This window comes from Candidatus Fukatsuia endosymbiont of Tuberolachnus salignus (genome assembly GCF_964030845.1).
Lineage (GTDB): Bacteria > Pseudomonadota > Gammaproteobacteria > Enterobacterales > Enterobacteriaceae > Fukatsuia > Fukatsuia symbiotica.
This window is the reverse complement of record NZ_OZ034983.1, coordinates 154,689-171,525: the sequence shown is the minus strand read 5'-3', so window position 1 is coordinate 171,525 and position 16,837 is coordinate 154,689. Positions and strand designations below refer to the sequence as shown.

The following is a 16,837-nucleotide window of genomic DNA, read 5'->3' as shown; positions in this document are numbered from 1 at the left end:
CCGCTAAAAGACAAAACCAGTACATTCAAGTAGCATGAGTGTCATTACCACTTGGTAAGTGTTAGGAAAATGTTAAGTAACCATTGACAAAATAGTAAGCAATGTATAGTAATCTTATGTGTTTTTTTGTAAAAAATCATTAATAAAATGAATAATAAAGAGATGATTTTATACTTAATGGCTCTCGTAAGCTGAATGGATTGTCTACGAGGATATTACTTCAGTTCTACATAACCTGAGTTCGGGATAAGGAATTGACGTTTATTTTCTCTAATTTTTTGCTCAAGAATAGATAAGTGCCTCGTACTTCAAGATAATGATGTTTGCGGACATTATTCATCACGAAATAGCGAGACACGCATGAACGATATTACCGAACTTTATTGCTTAATGGATGATTTTTGCAAAAAATTTGAGCCACTACTCAATGCAAAGCTCCTAACGGATGGGTCCAAGCAGCGTATCCGTGCCAGTTCTCTTTCCGAACTACTCAGTATTCGTCTAACCTCTGAATTGGCACTGAATTGTTCAAACATCGTCACGTTATAAAATAGGCGGCTTATCCCGAATTCAGGTTGAGTAAGTTTCAGGGCACAATGACAACGCACCCTGCATCATTCGCAGGCACTTTTCTATGCTACAATGCGCCGCATTTTAATTTTTCCTTGTTCAGCACCCCATGTATTAGGAATGCTGTATGGGGTGCTGATAAAAAAATACACGAAAAAGACTTTACATGCACGAGAATAAAGAGAGTACAACCGCAGCACCTTCCCCTGACGGGAGCGCGCTAAGGCAGGGTTACCCTTCAGGGCGTTTCTCTGTAGCACCGATGCTGGATTGGATTTACTGGAAATAATAATCAATAGGTTATGTTTTTATGGTGTACCATTGGTGTACTGCTTACTGTAAGCTCCTATCAATTTGTTACCAAGCCTAACCTCAAAAAGTGTTCCTCAATATGGAACATATGCTATACTGTTCCATATTGAGGAACATGGATAATGTCATGATAAAAAGCTTTGAGCATAAGGGGTTGAAAAAGTTTTTCCTCAAAGACGATAGTAGTGGCATTGAGCAGAAATTGGTTAACCGTATAAAAACACGGCTTACCGTAATTGACGCCGCTAGCTGCACAGACGGAATCGACATGCCTGGCTACGATCTGCATCAGCTTAACGGTGATCGTAAAGACATCTGGTCAATTAGTGTTTCCGGTAACTGGTGTATTACTTTCAGATTTATTGATGGTGATGCAAAAATTCTCAACTTGGAGGATTATCACTAATGAGAATGGCTAACCCTGCCTACCCTGGCGAAATTATTGCAGAAACGCTGGAAGACATGCATGTGAGTCTCCGACAGTTCGCAAAAGCAATGGATATAGCACCGTCAACGGCCAGTCGGTTACTATCTGGTCAAACCACAGTCACGCCGGAAATGGCATTGAGACTGTCAGCCGTTGTTGGCAGCACCCCTGAAACCTGGTTAAAAATACAGACAAATTACAGTTTGCATGAAGCCAGACAAAAAACAGACATCAGCCATTTGCACAAACTGGCTTTTGCCTGATATACCCTTCGTCTTTGAAGTTGCCGCTAGGCGGCCAGGGTGTAAGACCGATGAGCGTAGACATACTACGTGATTCGGCGCGCACCCGCAGCCAACAACGCGGCGGCATCAAAGGTGAAGGGTATATCACTGCTTTTGGGACGTTACCGGGGATCGTGAGTCAGTAAAAGCGTCAATACGAAAGTGTACTGAGAAACTAGAAATACAATAGAATGACTAAAAATGCACGAAAATAAAGCCCCCACCCACCCGTACCAAAGCAGTGATAACAGCAGCCCCGCGCCAAAATACCCCGCTAACCGTTTTTCCGTCGCGCCTATGCTCGATTGGCTTGGACTGATTAATAATAAAATTAATATATTAAATGGTTATGGTGTACTGATTGGTGTTAAAAATCACATTGTTATTTTATTTACAGTGTTCAAATTCTTTTTTGGCTTCTTTTCTGCGTTTGTCAATAAAAGCTGCTAAATCATTAACGTGTACCATTCTAGGCGCTTTTTGTGTATTTCCCATGCGAAAAGTAGGTATTGGCAGATCACCGGCGCCGGCTTTCTTATCCGCGGTAGATGGTTTCATGCCAAGATAGCGCTCAGCAATACTGGAAAGTGGGATTGTTGATGTTTCGAATTCAGCCATTAACAGAAACATAGTATTCATTTTGCAAACCTCCTCATTTTTTACTGCTTCGAGTAAAAATGTTTTGTACTTTACTTTTCGAATCTTTAGGTTCCTTATACCCACTCATTTACGGTGTTTTCGATGACTAAGGCGATAACTTCTATGGCCTCCGCAAGGCTGTCAATTAAATACATGAACTTCAATGAGAACCAGAGAATCACCATTGTCTATGCGCTCAAGCACTACCCCACGTTTATTTGCTATTTTTTGCTCCAGTTACGCCATTGCACAGCGCATCATTACGGACAGCAGGCGAGGAAAGATACATTTGTAAAAATGGGGGGTTGTGTTGGCGGTTCATACAATTGCTGGCAGCTGGTGTCATTCGATCACCTGTTATGGTGTGAATAGATGATCATCTTCATCGATAATTTTTTCCATTTCTGATGTTAAAATTTAGGTGTTTAAAAAGCCGACCGGAGTTGGTTTTTTGAAAATGAGTGGCCTTTTAAATTATAAAAATATTGAACCTTTGGCAGTGCCATGCAATCACTTGTTATGGTGTGAATAGATGATCACCTTCATCAATGATTTTTTCCATTTCTAACGTCAGAATTTAGGTATTCAAAAAGCCGACCGGAGTCAGTTTTTTGAAAGCGAGTGGCCTTTAAAATCATAAACATGTCGCTAAATAACAAAAGTATATTTTTTAGCGCGTGAGTTTGTTGCCTAACAATGGCTAACTGCTTATTGAACAACAAGGTTAATGGATTTATCCGATGAGTCAATTTTGGGATGGGGTAAGCGCATTGATTCCCTGGTGTTGTTTTATGATCAATAGCACATAACCCCATCCGAAAACTGACTCTGTTGGATATTCTTTTGTACTTGACGTTGGTGTTTCAGGCACGATTCTCGTGAATCACCCATGTCACCACAACTAAATAAAATAGTAGCCGACTATACCCATAACACTACGTCAACAACAATGGATGGATTCATTCATCGCAATGCCCTCCCAAAGTGAGTGGTGTGTATTTCATGATAAAAATGCTGTCGTTTTATTGGCGTGGACTTACCTCTGTAATGAGAAAAGTACAAAACGTATATGGAACACAGTAGAAAGACGCTAGAGTGAATATGGCTCAAATTTGCTCTTTGCCTGAAAAAGCGACTTTTTTACTGTGGGGTATGACACTGACCGCAACACTGCGATGTCTTTCTGGGATATTCCCAACACAAAAAGCATTGCGGTTTCAAATTGGACGGAGGGTTAATTCAGGAAAGACTTCCCGCAATTCGGAAAATTGAGTAATATCGAAAGCAGCCATAGCAGCCTCTCGGTAAGGTTGTGGTGGTTAGCTGACAGGGGTGGTCTGCGCCATCTTCTGTTAGCGCTATCTAAAATTAATTAATGTTGAAGGCGATTGCCTCGCCGTTTCCAATTGAACTATTTGCGGGTCATTTCATTTCTCCATTGAGTTATGATGCGATACAACGGTTTTTCATGGGTAAGCTGTTCGTCCCAATGTTTTTTTGATTGGCCGCTTTTCTTGATCGGTAAAGTCAATTGTCTATAGGCGCTCAAGGTATTTTTGAAGCGGTTACTCATCCACGAGAGATTGCTCACGCCGTTGTTGCTGAGTAGTTCGGAGCTTCAAATTGAATTGGAGGTTACCCACTTCTTTGATCGAGACTATCCAATACCCACCTTTAGGATAGGCTTTTAACACCCAAGCCAATCGGTTGACTACCTATAGGGAGAAATTGGGGTGGGATGTAGTTATCTAAACCTTTTGTTTTGCAAAATGTGATTAATTGATTTAAAAAATGGATTCCTGCTTTTCGATATATTTTTTGTAATGTGTTTTCTATGGTTCGGTGAGAAAGATGTAGTTTTTTGGCTATCTCTTTAGCACTCAGAGAATATAAAGCAAAAAATATCACCTCAAGTTCTTTTTTAGAAAACAATTTTTTTGTTGGATGAAAAACCGGTAAATGAGGTAGCTCTCCATTAATGCATTGCAACGCAGAAAAGAAAGCGCATTTTCTGCTATGGAAAATAATCCCTATACATTTCCCCGCTTCATTATAAAGCGGGGATTTTTCACAAATATAAGGTTGAACTATTTGCTTACGCCCATAGGGATAAATATCCAGTGAAGAGAGACTTTGTTGCGTTTCACGGACTTGGCGGTCATGCTCCTGAAAATAACAGGCAAACTTTGCGGTAAGGTGCGGGATATCACTGCCCAACCGACCTTTGAGGCTAAAATTAGCGGGAAGATTCAATAGTTCAAACCAGGCTTTATTAGCATACAAGTAGCGTGATTCATTATCTTTAATGCCCCAGGGATCAGCGCTATTTTCGCACAGCAATATAAGCTGTTTTGATATCTCATCCGTCGTATATTGTGCGTTATTATCCGTTCTCATTTTTTAGGAACGGCTTCATGGATAATCCACGTTATCAAAGTTAAACAAAATAGTAGGCCGGCTACCCATAATATTATGTCAACAACAATGGATTCATTCATCACAATGACCTCCTCAAATGGATAGGGTGAATTACTTAGTGAGAGTGAATGTTAATGAAAAAGATGAAGGTTACTAGACTCCTCTGAGGAGTCTATCTTTATTCTCTTTTTTGTGATAAGGGCGCTACCGTTTCTATTCGCGCTGTTTACATTCCTGTAATGCGAAGAGTACAAGACGTACATGAAACACAGTGAAAAGACCATAGAGTGAATAGGGCTCAAATTTGCTCTTTGCCTGAGCTAACGTTTTTTTTACCACGGGGTATGATACTGAACGTAACAAAGCAATGTTTTTTTGAGACACGCCTAATGAAAAAAGTAATCCTGTTTCAAATTGGGCTGGAGTTAATTCAGGAAAGACTTCCCGTAATTCGGGAAATTGAGTAATATCGAAAGTAGCCATTACAGCCTCCCATAAGGTTGTGGTGGTTAGCTGACAGGGGTGGCTGGAACCGCCTCTGTTAGCGCTATTTAAAATTTTGTACGTCGCCGTCACTGATTGAGCTATTTTCTAGGTTATCATTCTTCTCCGTTGTTGAGTTATGTTGTGGTACAGAAGATTTTTTGTGGTAGGCTACCCGCTTCGTTGTTTTTCAATGCAATGTTCCTTTTGGTAGAGTGTGTACAAGCGTTCGGTGCCTTTTTGCTGAAAAACAGGTGAAAATTTAATGAAGTCCTCGTCGCCTTGGACACCGATTAATTGTGAAAAGTAAGAGTAACGTCATGATGATTTCCTTGTTAGGTTAGGATAATCACCGCTTAGAGGTGCAAAACTCTACTTAATGGCGGTGAGCTGAACAGGGTTTGCACTACCGGCTAACAAGGCCCCGGCGAGCCTTTCGACTCCCCCATCCAACCCACCATTTCAGATGGTGTGCAGGATTTACGCACAAAAAAACCACGTCTGGCGCGGCATGCATGCGCCTTGTTAGATATCTGGGGTGCAAATCCCTACACCTGATTTTGCAGGTGCCTGGTGATATATAGCCCACAGTTAATACTTTCGTCAATATAATGAATTAAAACTCTGAGCTGAAGAAGGACTTCGCTATGACACAACTTGTATTTGATACCCTATAAATTTTTAAAATATATTGAAATTGCTGATTTTCCTAAGGTGAGATGGTCACACTCATCGATGATTTTTTCCATCATTCATTCTCCCCTATTAACGTGCCGTAACGTTGCTTTTTCTGTTGTCTGTGTTGTGATACAACCATACATCAGGGAGCAAGCGATTGTTTAGGCTATCTCCTTGCTAATAATCACGTAGAGAAGGAAATGGTAATGCATTAGACTTGTTGCCTAATAAATAAGCGAACATTTTTTAGGCATTTTTAGGGGTGCGTTTTGCATTACCTCGTGCGAAAAAATCGCTTAGAGGCCCTTCTATGACGCCCACTGTTGCTTAATAAACATCAATATACTATTAGGCAACAAGTCTATTGAATATATGCTTTTTGCCACCCATGAGTGCCAGTTCAATTTTACGTGCTAACCGCCCTATCTTTACGGCGCTGAGCGACTAAAACAGCCCGACGAGCTTTGTAGCGACTTTTTGCGGGGCCCTTAGAGGGCTTCCAGATTATGGTTACCATAAAACAACTCCAATTCAGTGGATTAGGGATGAGATGGCAGGTACTGATATCCTGCATGTTGTCACTGAGGTGTTCAGTTCTTACATCTGACAAGGGTGCATTCATTACGTATAGAAAATTAAACCACGGCTGAATTTACGTACGCGTCAGCCCGCGCCTTCACCTCATCCCAAAACCATCGGGTTCTGGTCTTACCGGTTAAAGTGAGAGTTCAAAATGTTAAAGAGCATCCGTGTAAGCGGTTTACATCAGAGTCCACTAAAGTTGTTAATATGTTATTTTTTTGACTATATCTTCCCTTTTTCTCGCATTTTATTTTCTCCCTTCCTTGGCCGCTGTATTGATAGTATTAATTTATAAAATAATAAACCATTAGTCAAGTTAATAGTAAATAAAAATTATTATTTAATTAACTAGTTGACTAATTTATATATTTTTAATGTTATTTGTAGATGTAAATCATCAGACTCAAAACAGTAGGCAATAGACCTCTTCGGAAACTATAGCAGGCGCCATGTAACGTGATCACTTTTGTTAATAAATATTAATTAATATCAATATGTTATTTCTGATTTTCATAATCAACTGATACGGCGCCTGCTATAGCATTCATGTAGGAATGTTGGTAAAAATCTCCTGAACAAGGAGCCCCCATGAAATATGAACAAATAAAGGTATTGGAAGAGGAAAAATTTCGGCGCTTAACCGGAGTTAAACGCAGTACATTTGAAAAGATGATAAAGATATTGAATGAAGCAGATAAATGTAAGCAAGGGAAAGGAGGTCGGAAACCCAAGCTGGGTTTAGAAGATCGCTCATTAATGGCCCTTGAGTATCTACGGGAATATCGCACTTATTTTCATGTTAGCCGAAGCGATGGGGTGAGTGAGAGCACCTGCTATGAAACGATTAAATGGATAGAAAATACGCTAATAAAGCATCCTGATTTTGCACTCCCTGGACGCAAAGCTTTATTAAAAAGTGATAGGGAGTATGAGCTCGTTCTTATTGATGCCACAGAAACGCCGATTGAACGTCCCAAAAAAAACAAAAGCAGTTTTACTCAGGAAAAAAGAAACGACCCACCTTAAAAACCCAAGTGATCGTCGATAAAAAAAGCAAAGCAGTCATCTGTACAAGCTTTACTCATGGGAGGCGTCATGATTTTAGGTTGTTCAAAGAGTCTGGCGTGCGAATACATCCTGAAATCAAAACAGTGACAGATACAGGTTACCAAGGGCTTGGCAAGATCCATTCAAACTCGGCGTTGCCTAAGAAAAAGACAAAGAAAAATCCCTTAACAAAAGAAGATAAACGCAACAATCGTGAGTTATCAAGCCAGCGTGTATTAAACGAAAATGTCATTGGTATGATTAAACGATTTAAAATCGTATCAGATCGTTATCGAAACAGGCGAAAACGTTTTGGATTACGAGTAAATATCCCCCGGCAAAGCCGGGGGCTTTAATTATTAGCCCCTAGAAGAGGCCAACAAACCTTGAACCGCCTGAAGGCGGTCATTACATCCTAAGCTTCAATTGTTCATAATGATTGTCTTGTTTTTCTTGGTATCGAATGTAAGCTCGTATCAGCTCTTCGTTCAAACCCACTGTAGATACAAAGTAACCTCTAGCCCAAAAATTCTCACCACTATAATTCCGGACTTTACCCATAAACCGTCGTACGATTGAGATTGCACTTTTTCCTTTTAGATAACCCATTACATATGACACTGAATATTTCGGCGGAATACTTATGCAAATATGGATATGATCAATCATCAAATGTCCTTCAATAATTTTGCATTCCTTCTGACTTGCTAACTCGTGAAACATCTCACCGAGATGCTTTCTAATTTCACCAAATATTGTTTTTTTACGGCCTTTCGGGATAAAAACAATGTGATACTTACAATCCCATTTCGTATGGCTAAGACTCTGGTAATCTTTCATTTGAATTTCCTATCTCTTGGTCGAGATAGAAGATTCGGGTGACCGCACCACACGGTCAAACCTTACGGAGTCCCCCGGCAAAGCCGGGGGATTACCTAATTTTATTTAATCTGATTGCAGCAATTTATAACATGGAAATTAGATAAATCAGAGTTTCCGAAGAGGTCTAATGAAAACCGAGTGTCACACGTTGGTAGAAGGCTGGCCCCCGTCTCATTTTCTCACCACGTTATGTGAGTTGGAACTCACTCACCGTGAGACAGCGCGGCTTAAACGCTATCTGCAGGAGTCAAAATTACCCACAGGCAAAACGTTGCACAGCTTCAGCCTGCAGGTATTCCCCTCACTCAACGGAGCACAAGTGGGGCCATTGTGCAACAGCAGTGACTGGCTAGATGAGTGCCATAATGTGCTGCTTTTTGGGCCGAGCAGGGTGGGCAGAACGCCTCTGGCAGCCGCGATTGTCGACGGGAACGTTCGTCAGGGAATACGTGCCAGGTTTTACAGTGCTACCGCATGAGTTCAGGAATTACAGGTTGCCAAAAAAGCATTAAAACTGAATCAGATGCTGATGAAACTTGATCGTTACCGGGTGCGGATGATAGACGCTCTTAGGTATGTTATACTCATCGCCATCAAAACCACTGGAAAATTTTCTCAAATAGATTGAAAATGAGGGCATGAAGATAAACCCACTGACAGTCTCTCAAAAACAAGATTTGGAGCGCCTTCATCGTTACGGACACGATGGCCGTGTTCGAGATAGAATCAAAGCTGTGTTGTTGAAAATGAAGACTGGAATACCAAAGCGATTGCCCAAGCATTACGTATTCATGAAGAAACAGTGAGGCAACCTGTAACGGATTGGCTCTCAGACGAAAAATTAAAGCCTGAAAATGGCGGCTCGTATAGTAAGTTGAGCGTGCATGAAGCTTCCTTGCTTGAAAAACACATTGAAAGCATGACTTATCGCGTCATAGATATCTGTGCTTATGTGGAAACCCAATTTGGCATCTGTTACACCGTATCTGGCATGACCAAATGGCTGAAAGCGCATTATTTTAGCTATAAGCAGCCCAAAGCGACTCCGGCTAAAGTGGATGTTGCTCAGCAAGAAGCGTTTATCACATCTTATTTCTCTTTGCTAGATAGCGTTCCTGAGCATGAACCCCTTGTTTTTATCGATTCAGCCCATCCAACGATGGCCACCAAAGTGGTCTGCGGTTGGATAAGGAAAGGCAAAGATAAGCTGCTGGTCAAAACGGGGGAAAAACACGGGTTAATGTCATGGGGGCTATAGAATTGAGCACAATGAAGGTTGTCAGTGCCCGTCCTGAGCAGGTGAATTCAGACACCACCGTCGCTTTTTTTGAACAGCTCAAAACCGCTTATCCTGATGCACAAAAGATACACACCATTTTAGATAATTCTGGCTATCATTGCAGTCAGCGAGTCAAAGACGCCGCATTAGAGAAGGGTATCATGCTCCATTATTTACCTCCTTATAGCCCCAATCTTAATCCCATAGAGCGTTTATGGAAGGTGATGAATGAACAAGTCAGAAACAATCGATTTTTCTCTTCCGCCAAAGAGTTTCGTGACGCTATAGCCGAATCTTTCGATAGTACATTGGCAAAAATTGCTCCCTTTCTCAGAGGTAGAATTAACGATAATTTTCAAACCTTCCACCCCGTACCTTCAAGTTGGATGGGTATAAATGAGACAACACAGAAACCAGCGTTCTGCTCGAACTCATCGCCTGCCGTTATGAGCGTGCTAGCCTGGTTGTCACCGCCAATCAGCCATTCAGTGCTTGGGAAGCGGTTTTCAGCGACAAGCTGATGACCGTCGCCGCTGTAGATAGATGGGTGCATCATGCTTATATCTTTGAACCACAGGGAGAAAGCTATCGCAAAAAAACGCAATAAACAACCGAAAACACCTTATTGCATAACCAAAAAACGGGCAGCCAAAGTAATTGACGTCATACATTTTTTGTGTCTACAGTAAATGCTTTTCAACATTACAACGATGATCTTGCTAAGCTCTTTTATTCAGCCCATATTTTTCCATCATTTCGTCAACAAGTTGATCAATTTCGTTCTTTCTATCAGTAATTTCCTGTAAAAATCTTTGCTGTTCTATTTTTGGTAAACCATCAAACATGTCGAGTAGTATTTTTTGTCGCTGAGACAAAACAACCGGACTATTAGCGCATTGATTTGTGTCTATATGCATATCAAGGTAACCATACTCCATACCATAAGCACGCTCTATCCGTCTTGCTGCTCTTTCACCAAAAGACGCTTTCCCATTGATTATTTGAGAGAAATAACTCTTCTCCCTCTGAGGCAAAGGACGATTTTCAAACCATTTTTTTAAGCGTTGTCGCCGAATTTCTTTCATTTCCATAAATGGATTATCTTTAGTTATTGCTAAACAATCAAATACTTTACTATTAGTTTATTTTTGAATAAACTAATAGCGTCGATTTAAGGAGGTATGAATGAGACTAAAGGAATATCTAGACTCCCTTGAGCCTGGTGGACATAAAGTATTTGCGAAAAAGTTAAGGGTATCTCCTTCATTTTTATCGCAAATGGCTTCTGGAACTGCATCAATTTCACCGGCAAGGTGTGTTGAGATAGAACTGATTACCGAAGGCACTGTTACTCGTCGTGATTTACGTATTGATTGGGTTTCAATATGGCCTGAATTACAAGTGGCCTAACCCAAGATACCAACCATATTGAACTTTAATAACCCAGATGGCCTTTTCCCTGGTGAATGAACGTTACACACTTTAACCAACAAGGGAAAGACTACTTAATGGATACCGTCATATAGCAGAGGCCATATAAATTGATTGTAGTAATTCACATTAATATATTGATATAAAACTTTTTTTATAAATAAACGCCATCATGTTATGTCGCCCCTGCTATATCACCACAGAGAAGGCACTGCATATGATGGAAGAGTGTTGCGGACTGGATTTAACCCTGTTTGTTAATGTTGGTGCCAAGGTAGTCGGCCTAAACAACGAGTTACTCAATGAATTGATTATGAGTTGAGAACGAAGCAGGAAATCATTCGTGATGATTTTTTTACGCACTCTTGACCCGGCAGGAGCGTTATCCTCGACAACACAAAAACGTTTTGTGGAGGAATGCCTTATACAGCAAAAACTTTATGGAAATCACTATGAGTAATATCGCTTATATCAATTTTGGCCCACAGTCGGCTCGTGAAGAGCGTCTCGTGGCTGATACCGATAATGGTTATACCCGTTTGGCTAATGAGCTGTACGAACAGGTCAACTTTGTCGATTTAAATCGCAATGAGTTGAAAGTGATTCATACGATTATTCGAAAAACTTACGGTTTTAATAAAAAATCTGATCGAATATCTGACAGTCAAATCGCAGAGAAAACAAATCTGTCGCGTCAGGCGGTAAATTTTGCAAAAAATTCATTACTACGGATGCATGTTTTGTTGATGGATGGTAACCGGATTGGCATCAATAAAGTGCTATCAGAATGGGACATCCGTGAATGTCATAGGAAGTCTGACAGTGTCAGAAAAACCATGACAAAAGTTGTCACAGAAACCATGAAAAACTTGTCGCAGTTTCACGGGCATACAAAAGACATTATTACAAAAGACAAAAAAGACAATACAAAGATTGTGCCTGCAATACCAAAAAACGTTGCCAAAAAAATTAACAAAGCCACGCAACAACCCTCAGGGTTTACTCCTTCTGAAAAACACACCGCGTTGGCCAATGCACTGGGCGTCAACCTGCTCAGTGAATTTGCTGCGTTTGTGGATTACCACGCCTCGAAAGGGTCAAAGTTCAAAGATTGGGATGCCGCCTTAAACACCTGGCTCAGAAACGCAGTGAAGTTCGGCGTTAAACCGCGTTCTGTATCCCAACGGATGACTGAAAATTTTAATGAAAAACACTATGGTGTCTCGGATATACCGGCTTGGATGGAGTGATAATCATGCTGGACTATCAGGAAGAAATCACTGGCCTGGAAAAGCATCTCCTCACCCTTGAGCAACCGCCGATGGCCATCCCCAACACCATCGTGTTTACCCAGGAGGCCCACTGTAAAAAACATGGGTCTTATGAACAACGTATTCGGGAGTTCAATGTGATTAGCTGTGTCGCCAGGCATTCAGCCTGCCCAGACTGTATCCGAGATAAAATCACGGCGCTTAGGCAAGCTCAGCAGGAAAACAATAAACGTCTCTCTGAGCAACAGATTATCCGCTTGATGCAGGGCTTGAATCTGCCCCCACGTTTTCAGTCAGCTACATTGAATAATTTTGAGCCCATCAATCAAGAGGCCGCGCACTGTCTGAAAGTATGCCAATCTTACGTCAATCAGTGGCCTGAACGACTCAAACAAGGCGGGGGGATAGTGATGTGTGGCAAGCCCGGCACAGGTAAAAACCACTTAGCGCTGGCCATTGCTCAGCATGTTATCACTACCTACCAGGCATCGGCATTGTTCACTTCAGCTCTGCACCTGGTGCGAGTATATAAGTCAACCTGGGCTAAGCCGTCTCAGATGACAGAGGCCGAGGTGCTGCGGATGCACACCTTACCAGACCTGTTAATCATCGATGAAATAGGCGTTCAATTTGGCTCTGACACAGAAAAAATTATCTTGTTTGACATCATCAATAGCCGATACGAAGGGATGAAACCAACCATTTTACTCAGTAATCTGCCAAAAGAAGCCTTAGCTCAGTTCATGGGTGAACGGGTGATGGATCGGATGAATGAGGGCGGGGGCTGCACACTGGCGTTTACCTGGGACAGTTATCGATCAATAGTGGCTTAGTGACGGCCATTAAACACGAATGCAGAGCGTATCGGCAGAGAGTGAATACAACACCATGTCAGCAACAACTGTTAACTACGGCTGTAGTACTAGAAGAGGAACTTAAAGACATGGATTTAACGTGTCCCACTGAATTTGAACTCACAGCTCTACGATAGCATAGGTCTCTACCTATTTTGCCGTCGACAATCCCTTGACTTTTTTTCATGCCCTGTTTGACGCGGGTTTCCCGTCAAGGTCATACCGTGCCAAAGAAAACGCATGCTGCTATGGATATTACCCTCATGAATACCAATAATTTTATCCATTATCTCGAAGAACGCTTGTATCAATGGGCTGAATGGTATAGCCGAGGGAATTTTTCGGGTTTAGGTTATCCCTCTTGTTCCATTGAATACCGCGTTATGACGGAAGGGAATGTGTTTCGCCGTCCAGGGCTTAAACCGCTGCCCATCCATGCCGCCGCTGAAGAGATAGAACGTTTGGTCAACGCGATGGCCCAACAAAATCCTGTGATGGTACAGGTATTACGATGTCATTATTTCAACCGAGGCTCCTTACGCTACAAAGCCAAAAAATTGGCCATTTCTCACACTCAGTTCAAAAATTATGTGGATATGGCTCACCAATGGTTATTAGGTCGCTTAAGTGGCCGTCTTGAAAAAGACTGATGTTTTTTTAATTTTCTATTTGTGTTGTCAATACAAATCGGGTATAAATTCTCTATTCTGTTACTACTGCATTTAAAAAGCCCGCTTAAGCGGGCTTTTTTTCGTTCAACTTGACTTAAAAAACGTTTCCCCACTACTGCTAAGTCGTGCTTACATGAACGAACTCACTGATATTGTGCATCAGCACGCCAATCAAATAAAGGCGGCAGTCCGCCAGATTAATGCGTTGAACACGGATCTGCAAACGATGGAACTACAAGACCCCGGACAAATGAAGCTAGCTGAACTGTCAGAAGCACATCTAAAAATACTATCGGATATCACTGCTATCCAAAAAACCATCATGTCCACCCAGGCTAAGATCGAGACGATGCGTATCACGCTAAAAGAGATAGAGACGACCCTTTGGCAAAAAAGGGTAGAAGAGGTGAGGCGCTCTCAGTTGTTGGCCTTGCTGAGAAAGTATTTTCTTATTTTATGTGGATTGGGAACCATCCTGTTTATTTCTAGCACAAAGATTGATGAGATAAAAATTATCACTCAAATTTTAGCGTGATCGCTGTAAGTCACATTATTGGCACGACGATTTTCGCTATAACCAGTCAATATCAAATCTGAAAGGGGAAAGCGTGGATAAAACAGGATTATCTCAATGCCGATTATAAAGAGGGTTTACGTATGAGCCTAGAAGCGCTAGGACAAGTAGTAGCAAAAGCCGCGCCATTATTGGGGAGCGCCTTGGGAGGATCTGCGGGTGCCGCAATAGGATCAATCATTGCCTCCAAATGGGGGGGCAATATCGATAGCTCAGAGGAGTTAATACAACGGATAGAGTCTGATCCGCAGGCTCACCTCAAATTAATCGAAATACAATCGAACCATGAAATTGAGCTACAGCGTATTCAACTTATGGAATCAGAAACGCAGCTAAAGGAGAGAGAAAATGCACGGCAGCGTGAAACCACATTAGCTCAGGCAGGAAAAAGGGATATCACTCCAGCGCTACTCGCTTATCTGCTAACACTTGGCATATTAAGTGCGTTGTACTACTTATTTATCCATCGGGTGCCTACTGAAAACAAAGAATTGATTATCGCCATCGTCAGCGCACTCTCCACCGTATGGATAGGTGCGATGGCGTATTTTCATGGCTCTTCGGCGGGCTCTCGTGCTAAAGATTCGTCGATACATCATGAAGATAATAAACATTCCACGATAGAAATGCGTTAATACGCTTCACTGCAGGTGTTCTCTCTGAGGGGTAATAAATCAATGTCTTCCTATTCATTTCATCACCAGGGTAATTCATCCTATGAACACCAACGATCAGATTCTTTCTTGGACTGACCAAGGCTGCCTCCTAAGGTCGGCGACGTGAAGTAGTCTGTTATCTCTTGATTTTTTTGAAGAAACGGTGTTATCTATTAGCCGGTCCCGTTACTCGTTCAGCTAAGGTGTTATGCCTAAAAATATCTGTCACTCACATCAAACAGCGCATACCAAAATGGTGAAGCAGACCTTGAAAGAGGTTGCTAAAGCCTTAGCCATGCCTTATCAGAAAACGCATCAGGCCTTTACTGGCGGAGATAATCTTTTCATTACAGAGACGTTTTGGGAAATATTCTGGGCTCGCTTTCCCGCAGAGTCTGCAATGAATGCGGTCTATTTTTGCCCGGAGTGTCGGTCGTTTGATCTAGAACACCCGTGATGCTTGAGCTGAAAGATGAACCGTAAACTGCGTCATCCTTTTCAGGTCGGTCATGCGTGGTGGAATTACTATTGTGCTCATGCGGATAAAATACGGCCGGTGGTGGTCGATAATCTGATTAAACTGTTTTCCTGCGGAACATCGGCGCTGGGGTTTGCCAGCTGGCGCTGTCAAAAGGCAGGCTGTACGCACACCAAACGGATTTGCTTTACCTGCCACAGCCGTTCATGCCCTTCCTGTGGTAAGAAAGCCACAGAGCGGTGGGTGGCCAAACAGCGCACGGTGCTTCCCATCACAAAATGGCAACACATTACGTTCACTTTTCCCCGTGAGTTCTGGCCGTTGTTTGAGCTAAATCGTGCGCTGTTAACGCATCTCAGTCGTCTCGCTGCCAAGGTTATTTTAGATTTTTGCCAGCCAAAAAACCTATTGCCTGGCCTATTCACGGCGTTGCATACGCATGGGCGAGCGCTGAATTGGCATCCTCATGTGCATCTTTCGGTGACCTGTGGCGGACTCGATGACAATGCCGAAAAATGGAAAAAAATCACGTTTAGCGGAAAAACGTTGATGAAACAGTGGCGTTATCAGATTATCACACTACTTCGTCAACAGTGGGATACCTTGCAATTACCACCGGAGTTATCACAAACCCTCACGAGGCTGGGTCAACGGGAGCAGTTTCTGGATTTCCATTACCAACGGCATTGGAATATCGACCTGGCAAAGCCGACAGACAATGCCCAGCAAACGCTCAATTATTTAGGCCGTTATTTAAAAAAGCCTCCGGTGTCGTTATCCCGGCTGGAACATTATAACGGCCAGGAAGTGACCTATCGCTACCTCAGTCATAAAACCCGAGAGCAAGAAAAACTTAACCTCAGTATGGACGAGTTTATTCAGCGTTTTATTAGCCACATTCCGGATAAACATTTTAGGATGGTCCGCTATTATGGTTTTTTAGCGCCCCGCCGTCGGACTACACTGCTGCCGATTATAGATGCTTTGTTGGGGCAGGAAAAAGAAAAAACCGTCAACATCACTTATGCGGCAATGTTAAAACGCCTAAGTCGTATTGACCCTCATGAGTGCATCCTGTGTGGCTCTCGTTTGGTGCTAAGCGGTATCACATCAGGCTTGCCGTGGCATCAGTTAATGCTTCACCATGAATCTCTGGCAAAAATGAAGGGGATTTAGCCTCTGCAGGGAAGGGGCGCCTCGCGTTCGAAAATGCTGGTTTTTTAAACGAAAATGACCCTATTATCACCCGGGACTCTCTACGTTAAGGAGAATAACCCTAAAGTTTGAAAATAATATCGTTT

General features: G+C 42.1%; 17 protein-coding genes and 4 pseudogenes. 15 read left to right on the top strand and 6 right to left on the bottom strand.

The genetic code is table 11. The features are described 5' to 3' along the window. Positions 1-360 precede the first annotated feature (360 nt). The 3 genes and pseudogenes from AAHH42_RS00865 to AAHH42_RS00855 all read left to right on the top strand — a co-directional run. Positions 361-498, top strand: a pseudogene (locus AAHH42_RS00865) (IS982 family transposase); the annotation flags it as partial. A gap of 499 nt (positions 499-997) precedes the next feature. Beyond that, complete coding sequence (locus AAHH42_RS00860; protein WP_420866972.1) at positions 998-1,288, top strand: type II toxin-antitoxin system RelE/ParE family toxin; 291 nt, start codon at positions 998-1,000, stop codon at positions 1,286-1,288. Continuing rightward, a complete protein-coding gene (locus tag AAHH42_RS00855) occupies positions 1,288-1,572 on the top strand; it encodes a HigA family addiction module antitoxin (protein ID WP_072550534.1) in 285 nt (94 codons plus the stop codon). The genes AAHH42_RS00860 and AAHH42_RS00855 overlap by 1 nt, the downstream gene beginning before the upstream one ends. Before the next feature lie 408 nt (positions 1,573-1,980). Here the strand turns inward: AAHH42_RS00855 and AAHH42_RS00850 are convergent, their stop codons facing one another. From AAHH42_RS00850 to AAHH42_RS00835, 4 genes and pseudogenes are all read right to left on the bottom strand, one after another. Continuing rightward, positions 1,981-2,232, bottom strand: a complete 252-nt coding sequence (locus AAHH42_RS00850; RefSeq protein WP_072550536.1) for a pyocin activator PrtN family protein — start codon at positions 2,230-2,232, stop codon at positions 1,981-1,983. A 1,674-nt stretch (positions 2,233-3,906) separates the two neighbouring features. Next, a complete protein-coding gene (locus tag AAHH42_RS00845; RefSeq protein ID WP_342221509.1) occupies positions 3,907-4,629 on the bottom strand; it encodes a helix-turn-helix transcriptional regulator in 723 nt (240 codons plus the stop codon). Positions 4,630-4,863: 234 nt separating this feature from the next. Continuing rightward, positions 4,864-5,133, bottom strand: coding sequence for a transcriptional regulator (locus AAHH42_RS00840; protein ID WP_072550539.1), 270 nt, complete (start codon positions 5,131-5,133; stop codon positions 4,864-4,866). Positions 5,134-6,195: 1,062 nt separating this feature from the next. Beyond that, positions 6,196-6,328: pseudogene (locus AAHH42_RS00835) on the bottom strand (regulator); the annotation flags it as partial. Between the two features lie 653 nt (positions 6,329-6,981). Here AAHH42_RS00835 and AAHH42_RS00830 point away from each other — a divergent pair. Beyond that, positions 6,982-7,796, top strand: a protein-coding gene (locus AAHH42_RS00830) for an IS5 family transposase (protein WP_342221508.1) whose coding sequence is annotated in 2 segments (ribosomal slippage) — positions 6,982-7,369 and positions 7,369-7,796 — 816 coding nt in all. Because the reading frame shifts where the segments join, the coding sequence is not laid out codon by codon here. Between the two features lie 52 nt (positions 7,797-7,848). Here AAHH42_RS00830 and tnpA read toward each other — a convergent pair. Beyond that, the gene (tnpA, locus tag AAHH42_RS00825) at positions 7,849-8,280 is read right to left on the bottom strand and encodes an IS200/IS605 family transposase (protein WP_119797021.1); all 432 of its coding nucleotides are present in this window, start codon (positions 8,278-8,280) and stop codon (positions 7,849-7,851) included. Between the two features lie 169 nt (positions 8,281-8,449). Between tnpA and AAHH42_RS00820 the strand changes: the two genes are divergently transcribed. From AAHH42_RS00820 to AAHH42_RS00810, 3 genes and pseudogenes are all read left to right on the top strand, one after another. Beyond that, positions 8,450-8,800 carry an ATP-binding protein gene (locus AAHH42_RS00820; RefSeq protein WP_119963701.1) on the top strand — a complete coding sequence of 117 codons (351 nt, stop codon included), beginning with the start codon at positions 8,450-8,452 and terminating at the stop codon, positions 8,798-8,800. Positions 8,801-8,960: 160 nt separating this feature from the next. After that, positions 8,961-9,984: pseudogene (locus tag AAHH42_RS00815) on the top strand (IS630 family transposase); the annotation flags it as partial. A gap of 20 nt (positions 9,985-10,004) precedes the next feature. After that, positions 10,005-10,208: pseudogene (locus tag AAHH42_RS00810) on the top strand (ATP-binding protein); the annotation flags it as partial. 112 nt (positions 10,209-10,320) lie between these two features. On the opposite strand, the gene AAHH42_RS00805 reads toward AAHH42_RS00810, so the two are convergent. Continuing rightward, positions 10,321-10,692, bottom strand: a complete 372-nt coding sequence (locus AAHH42_RS00805; protein ID WP_119797619.1) for a hypothetical protein — start codon at positions 10,690-10,692, stop codon at positions 10,321-10,323. A 94-nt stretch (positions 10,693-10,786) separates the two neighbouring features. Between AAHH42_RS00805 and AAHH42_RS00800 the strand changes: the two genes are divergently transcribed. From AAHH42_RS00800 to AAHH42_RS00765, 8 genes are all read left to right on the top strand, one after another. After that, positions 10,787-11,011, top strand: a complete 225-nt coding sequence (locus AAHH42_RS00800; protein ID WP_119797620.1) for a transcriptional regulator — start codon at positions 10,787-10,789, stop codon at positions 11,009-11,011. A 473-nt stretch (positions 11,012-11,484) separates the two neighbouring features. Beyond that, entirely contained in the window at positions 11,485-12,282 is a 798-nt protein-coding gene (locus AAHH42_RS00795) for a replication protein (protein WP_119797621.1), read from the top strand. 5 nt (positions 12,283-12,287) lie between these two features. Beyond that, positions 12,288-13,136, top strand: coding sequence for an ATP-binding protein (locus AAHH42_RS00790; protein WP_162920444.1), 849 nt, complete (start codon positions 12,288-12,290; stop codon positions 13,134-13,136). A gap of 245 nt (positions 13,137-13,381) precedes the next feature. Next, positions 13,382-13,807: a hypothetical protein gene (locus AAHH42_RS00785; RefSeq protein WP_342221507.1), complete on the top strand. Its 426-nt coding sequence runs from the start codon at positions 13,382-13,384 to the stop codon at positions 13,805-13,807. Between the two features lie 154 nt (positions 13,808-13,961). Then, positions 13,962-14,363: a hypothetical protein gene (locus AAHH42_RS00780; protein ID WP_342221506.1), complete on the top strand. Its 402-nt coding sequence runs from the start codon at positions 13,962-13,964 to the stop codon at positions 14,361-14,363. Positions 14,364-14,485: 122 nt separating this feature from the next. Next, complete coding sequence (locus AAHH42_RS00775; RefSeq protein WP_119963698.1) at positions 14,486-15,037, top strand: hypothetical protein; 552 nt, start codon at positions 14,486-14,488, stop codon at positions 15,035-15,037. Positions 15,038-15,266: 229 nt separating this feature from the next. Further along, positions 15,267-15,515, top strand: coding sequence for a hypothetical protein (locus tag AAHH42_RS00770; RefSeq protein ID WP_342220947.1), 249 nt, complete (start codon positions 15,267-15,269; stop codon positions 15,513-15,515). A gap of 15 nt (positions 15,516-15,530) precedes the next feature. Next, entirely contained in the window at positions 15,531-16,712 is a 1,182-nt protein-coding gene (locus AAHH42_RS00765; protein WP_342221419.1) for an IS91 family transposase, read from the top strand. The last annotated feature ends 125 nt before the right edge of the window (positions 16,713-16,837 follow it).

Excerpts from the sequence above, each read along its gene's own strand:
- AAHH42_RS00775 (WP_119963698.1), top strand. The coding sequence starts at position 14,486 with ATGAGCCTAGAAGCGCTAGGACAAGTAGTAGCAAAAGCCGCGCCATTA.
- AAHH42_RS00820 (WP_119963701.1), top strand. The coding sequence starts at position 8,450 with ATGAAAACCGAGTGTCACACGTTGGTAGAAGGCTGGCCCCCGTCTCAT.
- AAHH42_RS00795 (WP_119797621.1), top strand. The coding sequence starts at position 11,485 with ATGAGTAATATCGCTTATATCAATTTTGGCCCACAGTCGGCTCGTGAA.
- AAHH42_RS00845 (WP_342221509.1), bottom strand. The coding sequence starts at position 4,629 with ATGAGAACGGATAATAACGCACAATATACGACGGATGAGATATCAAAA.
- AAHH42_RS00805 (WP_119797619.1), bottom strand. The coding sequence starts at position 10,692 with ATGGAAATGAAAGAAATTCGGCGACAACGCTTAAAAAAATGGTTTGAA.
- tnpA (WP_119797021.1), bottom strand. The coding sequence starts at position 8,280 with ATGAAAGATTACCAGAGTCTTAGCCATACGAAATGGGATTGTAAGTAT.
- AAHH42_RS00790 (WP_162920444.1), top strand. The coding sequence starts at position 12,288 with ATGCTGGACTATCAGGAAGAAATCACTGGCCTGGAAAAGCATCTCCTC.
- AAHH42_RS00780 (WP_342221506.1), top strand. The coding sequence starts at position 13,962 with ATGAACGAACTCACTGATATTGTGCATCAGCACGCCAATCAAATAAAG.
- AAHH42_RS00800 (WP_119797620.1), top strand. The coding sequence starts at position 10,787 with ATGAGACTAAAGGAATATCTAGACTCCCTTGAGCCTGGTGGACATAAA.
- AAHH42_RS00840 (WP_072550539.1), bottom strand. The coding sequence starts at position 5,133 with ATGGCTACTTTCGATATTACTCAATTTCCCGAATTACGGGAAGTCTTT.
- AAHH42_RS00765 (WP_342221419.1), top strand. The coding sequence starts at position 15,531 with ATGAACCGTAAACTGCGTCATCCTTTTCAGGTCGGTCATGCGTGGTGG.
- AAHH42_RS00855 (WP_072550534.1), top strand. The coding sequence starts at position 1,288 with ATGAGAATGGCTAACCCTGCCTACCCTGGCGAAATTATTGCAGAAACG.
- AAHH42_RS00770 (WP_342220947.1), top strand. The coding sequence starts at position 15,267 with ATGCCTAAAAATATCTGTCACTCACATCAAACAGCGCATACCAAAATG.
- AAHH42_RS00850 (WP_072550536.1), bottom strand. The coding sequence starts at position 2,232 with ATGAATACTATGTTTCTGTTAATGGCTGAATTCGAAACATCAACAATC.
- AAHH42_RS00860 (WP_420866972.1), top strand. The coding sequence starts at position 998 with ATGGATAATGTCATGATAAAAAGCTTTGAGCATAAGGGGTTGAAAAAG.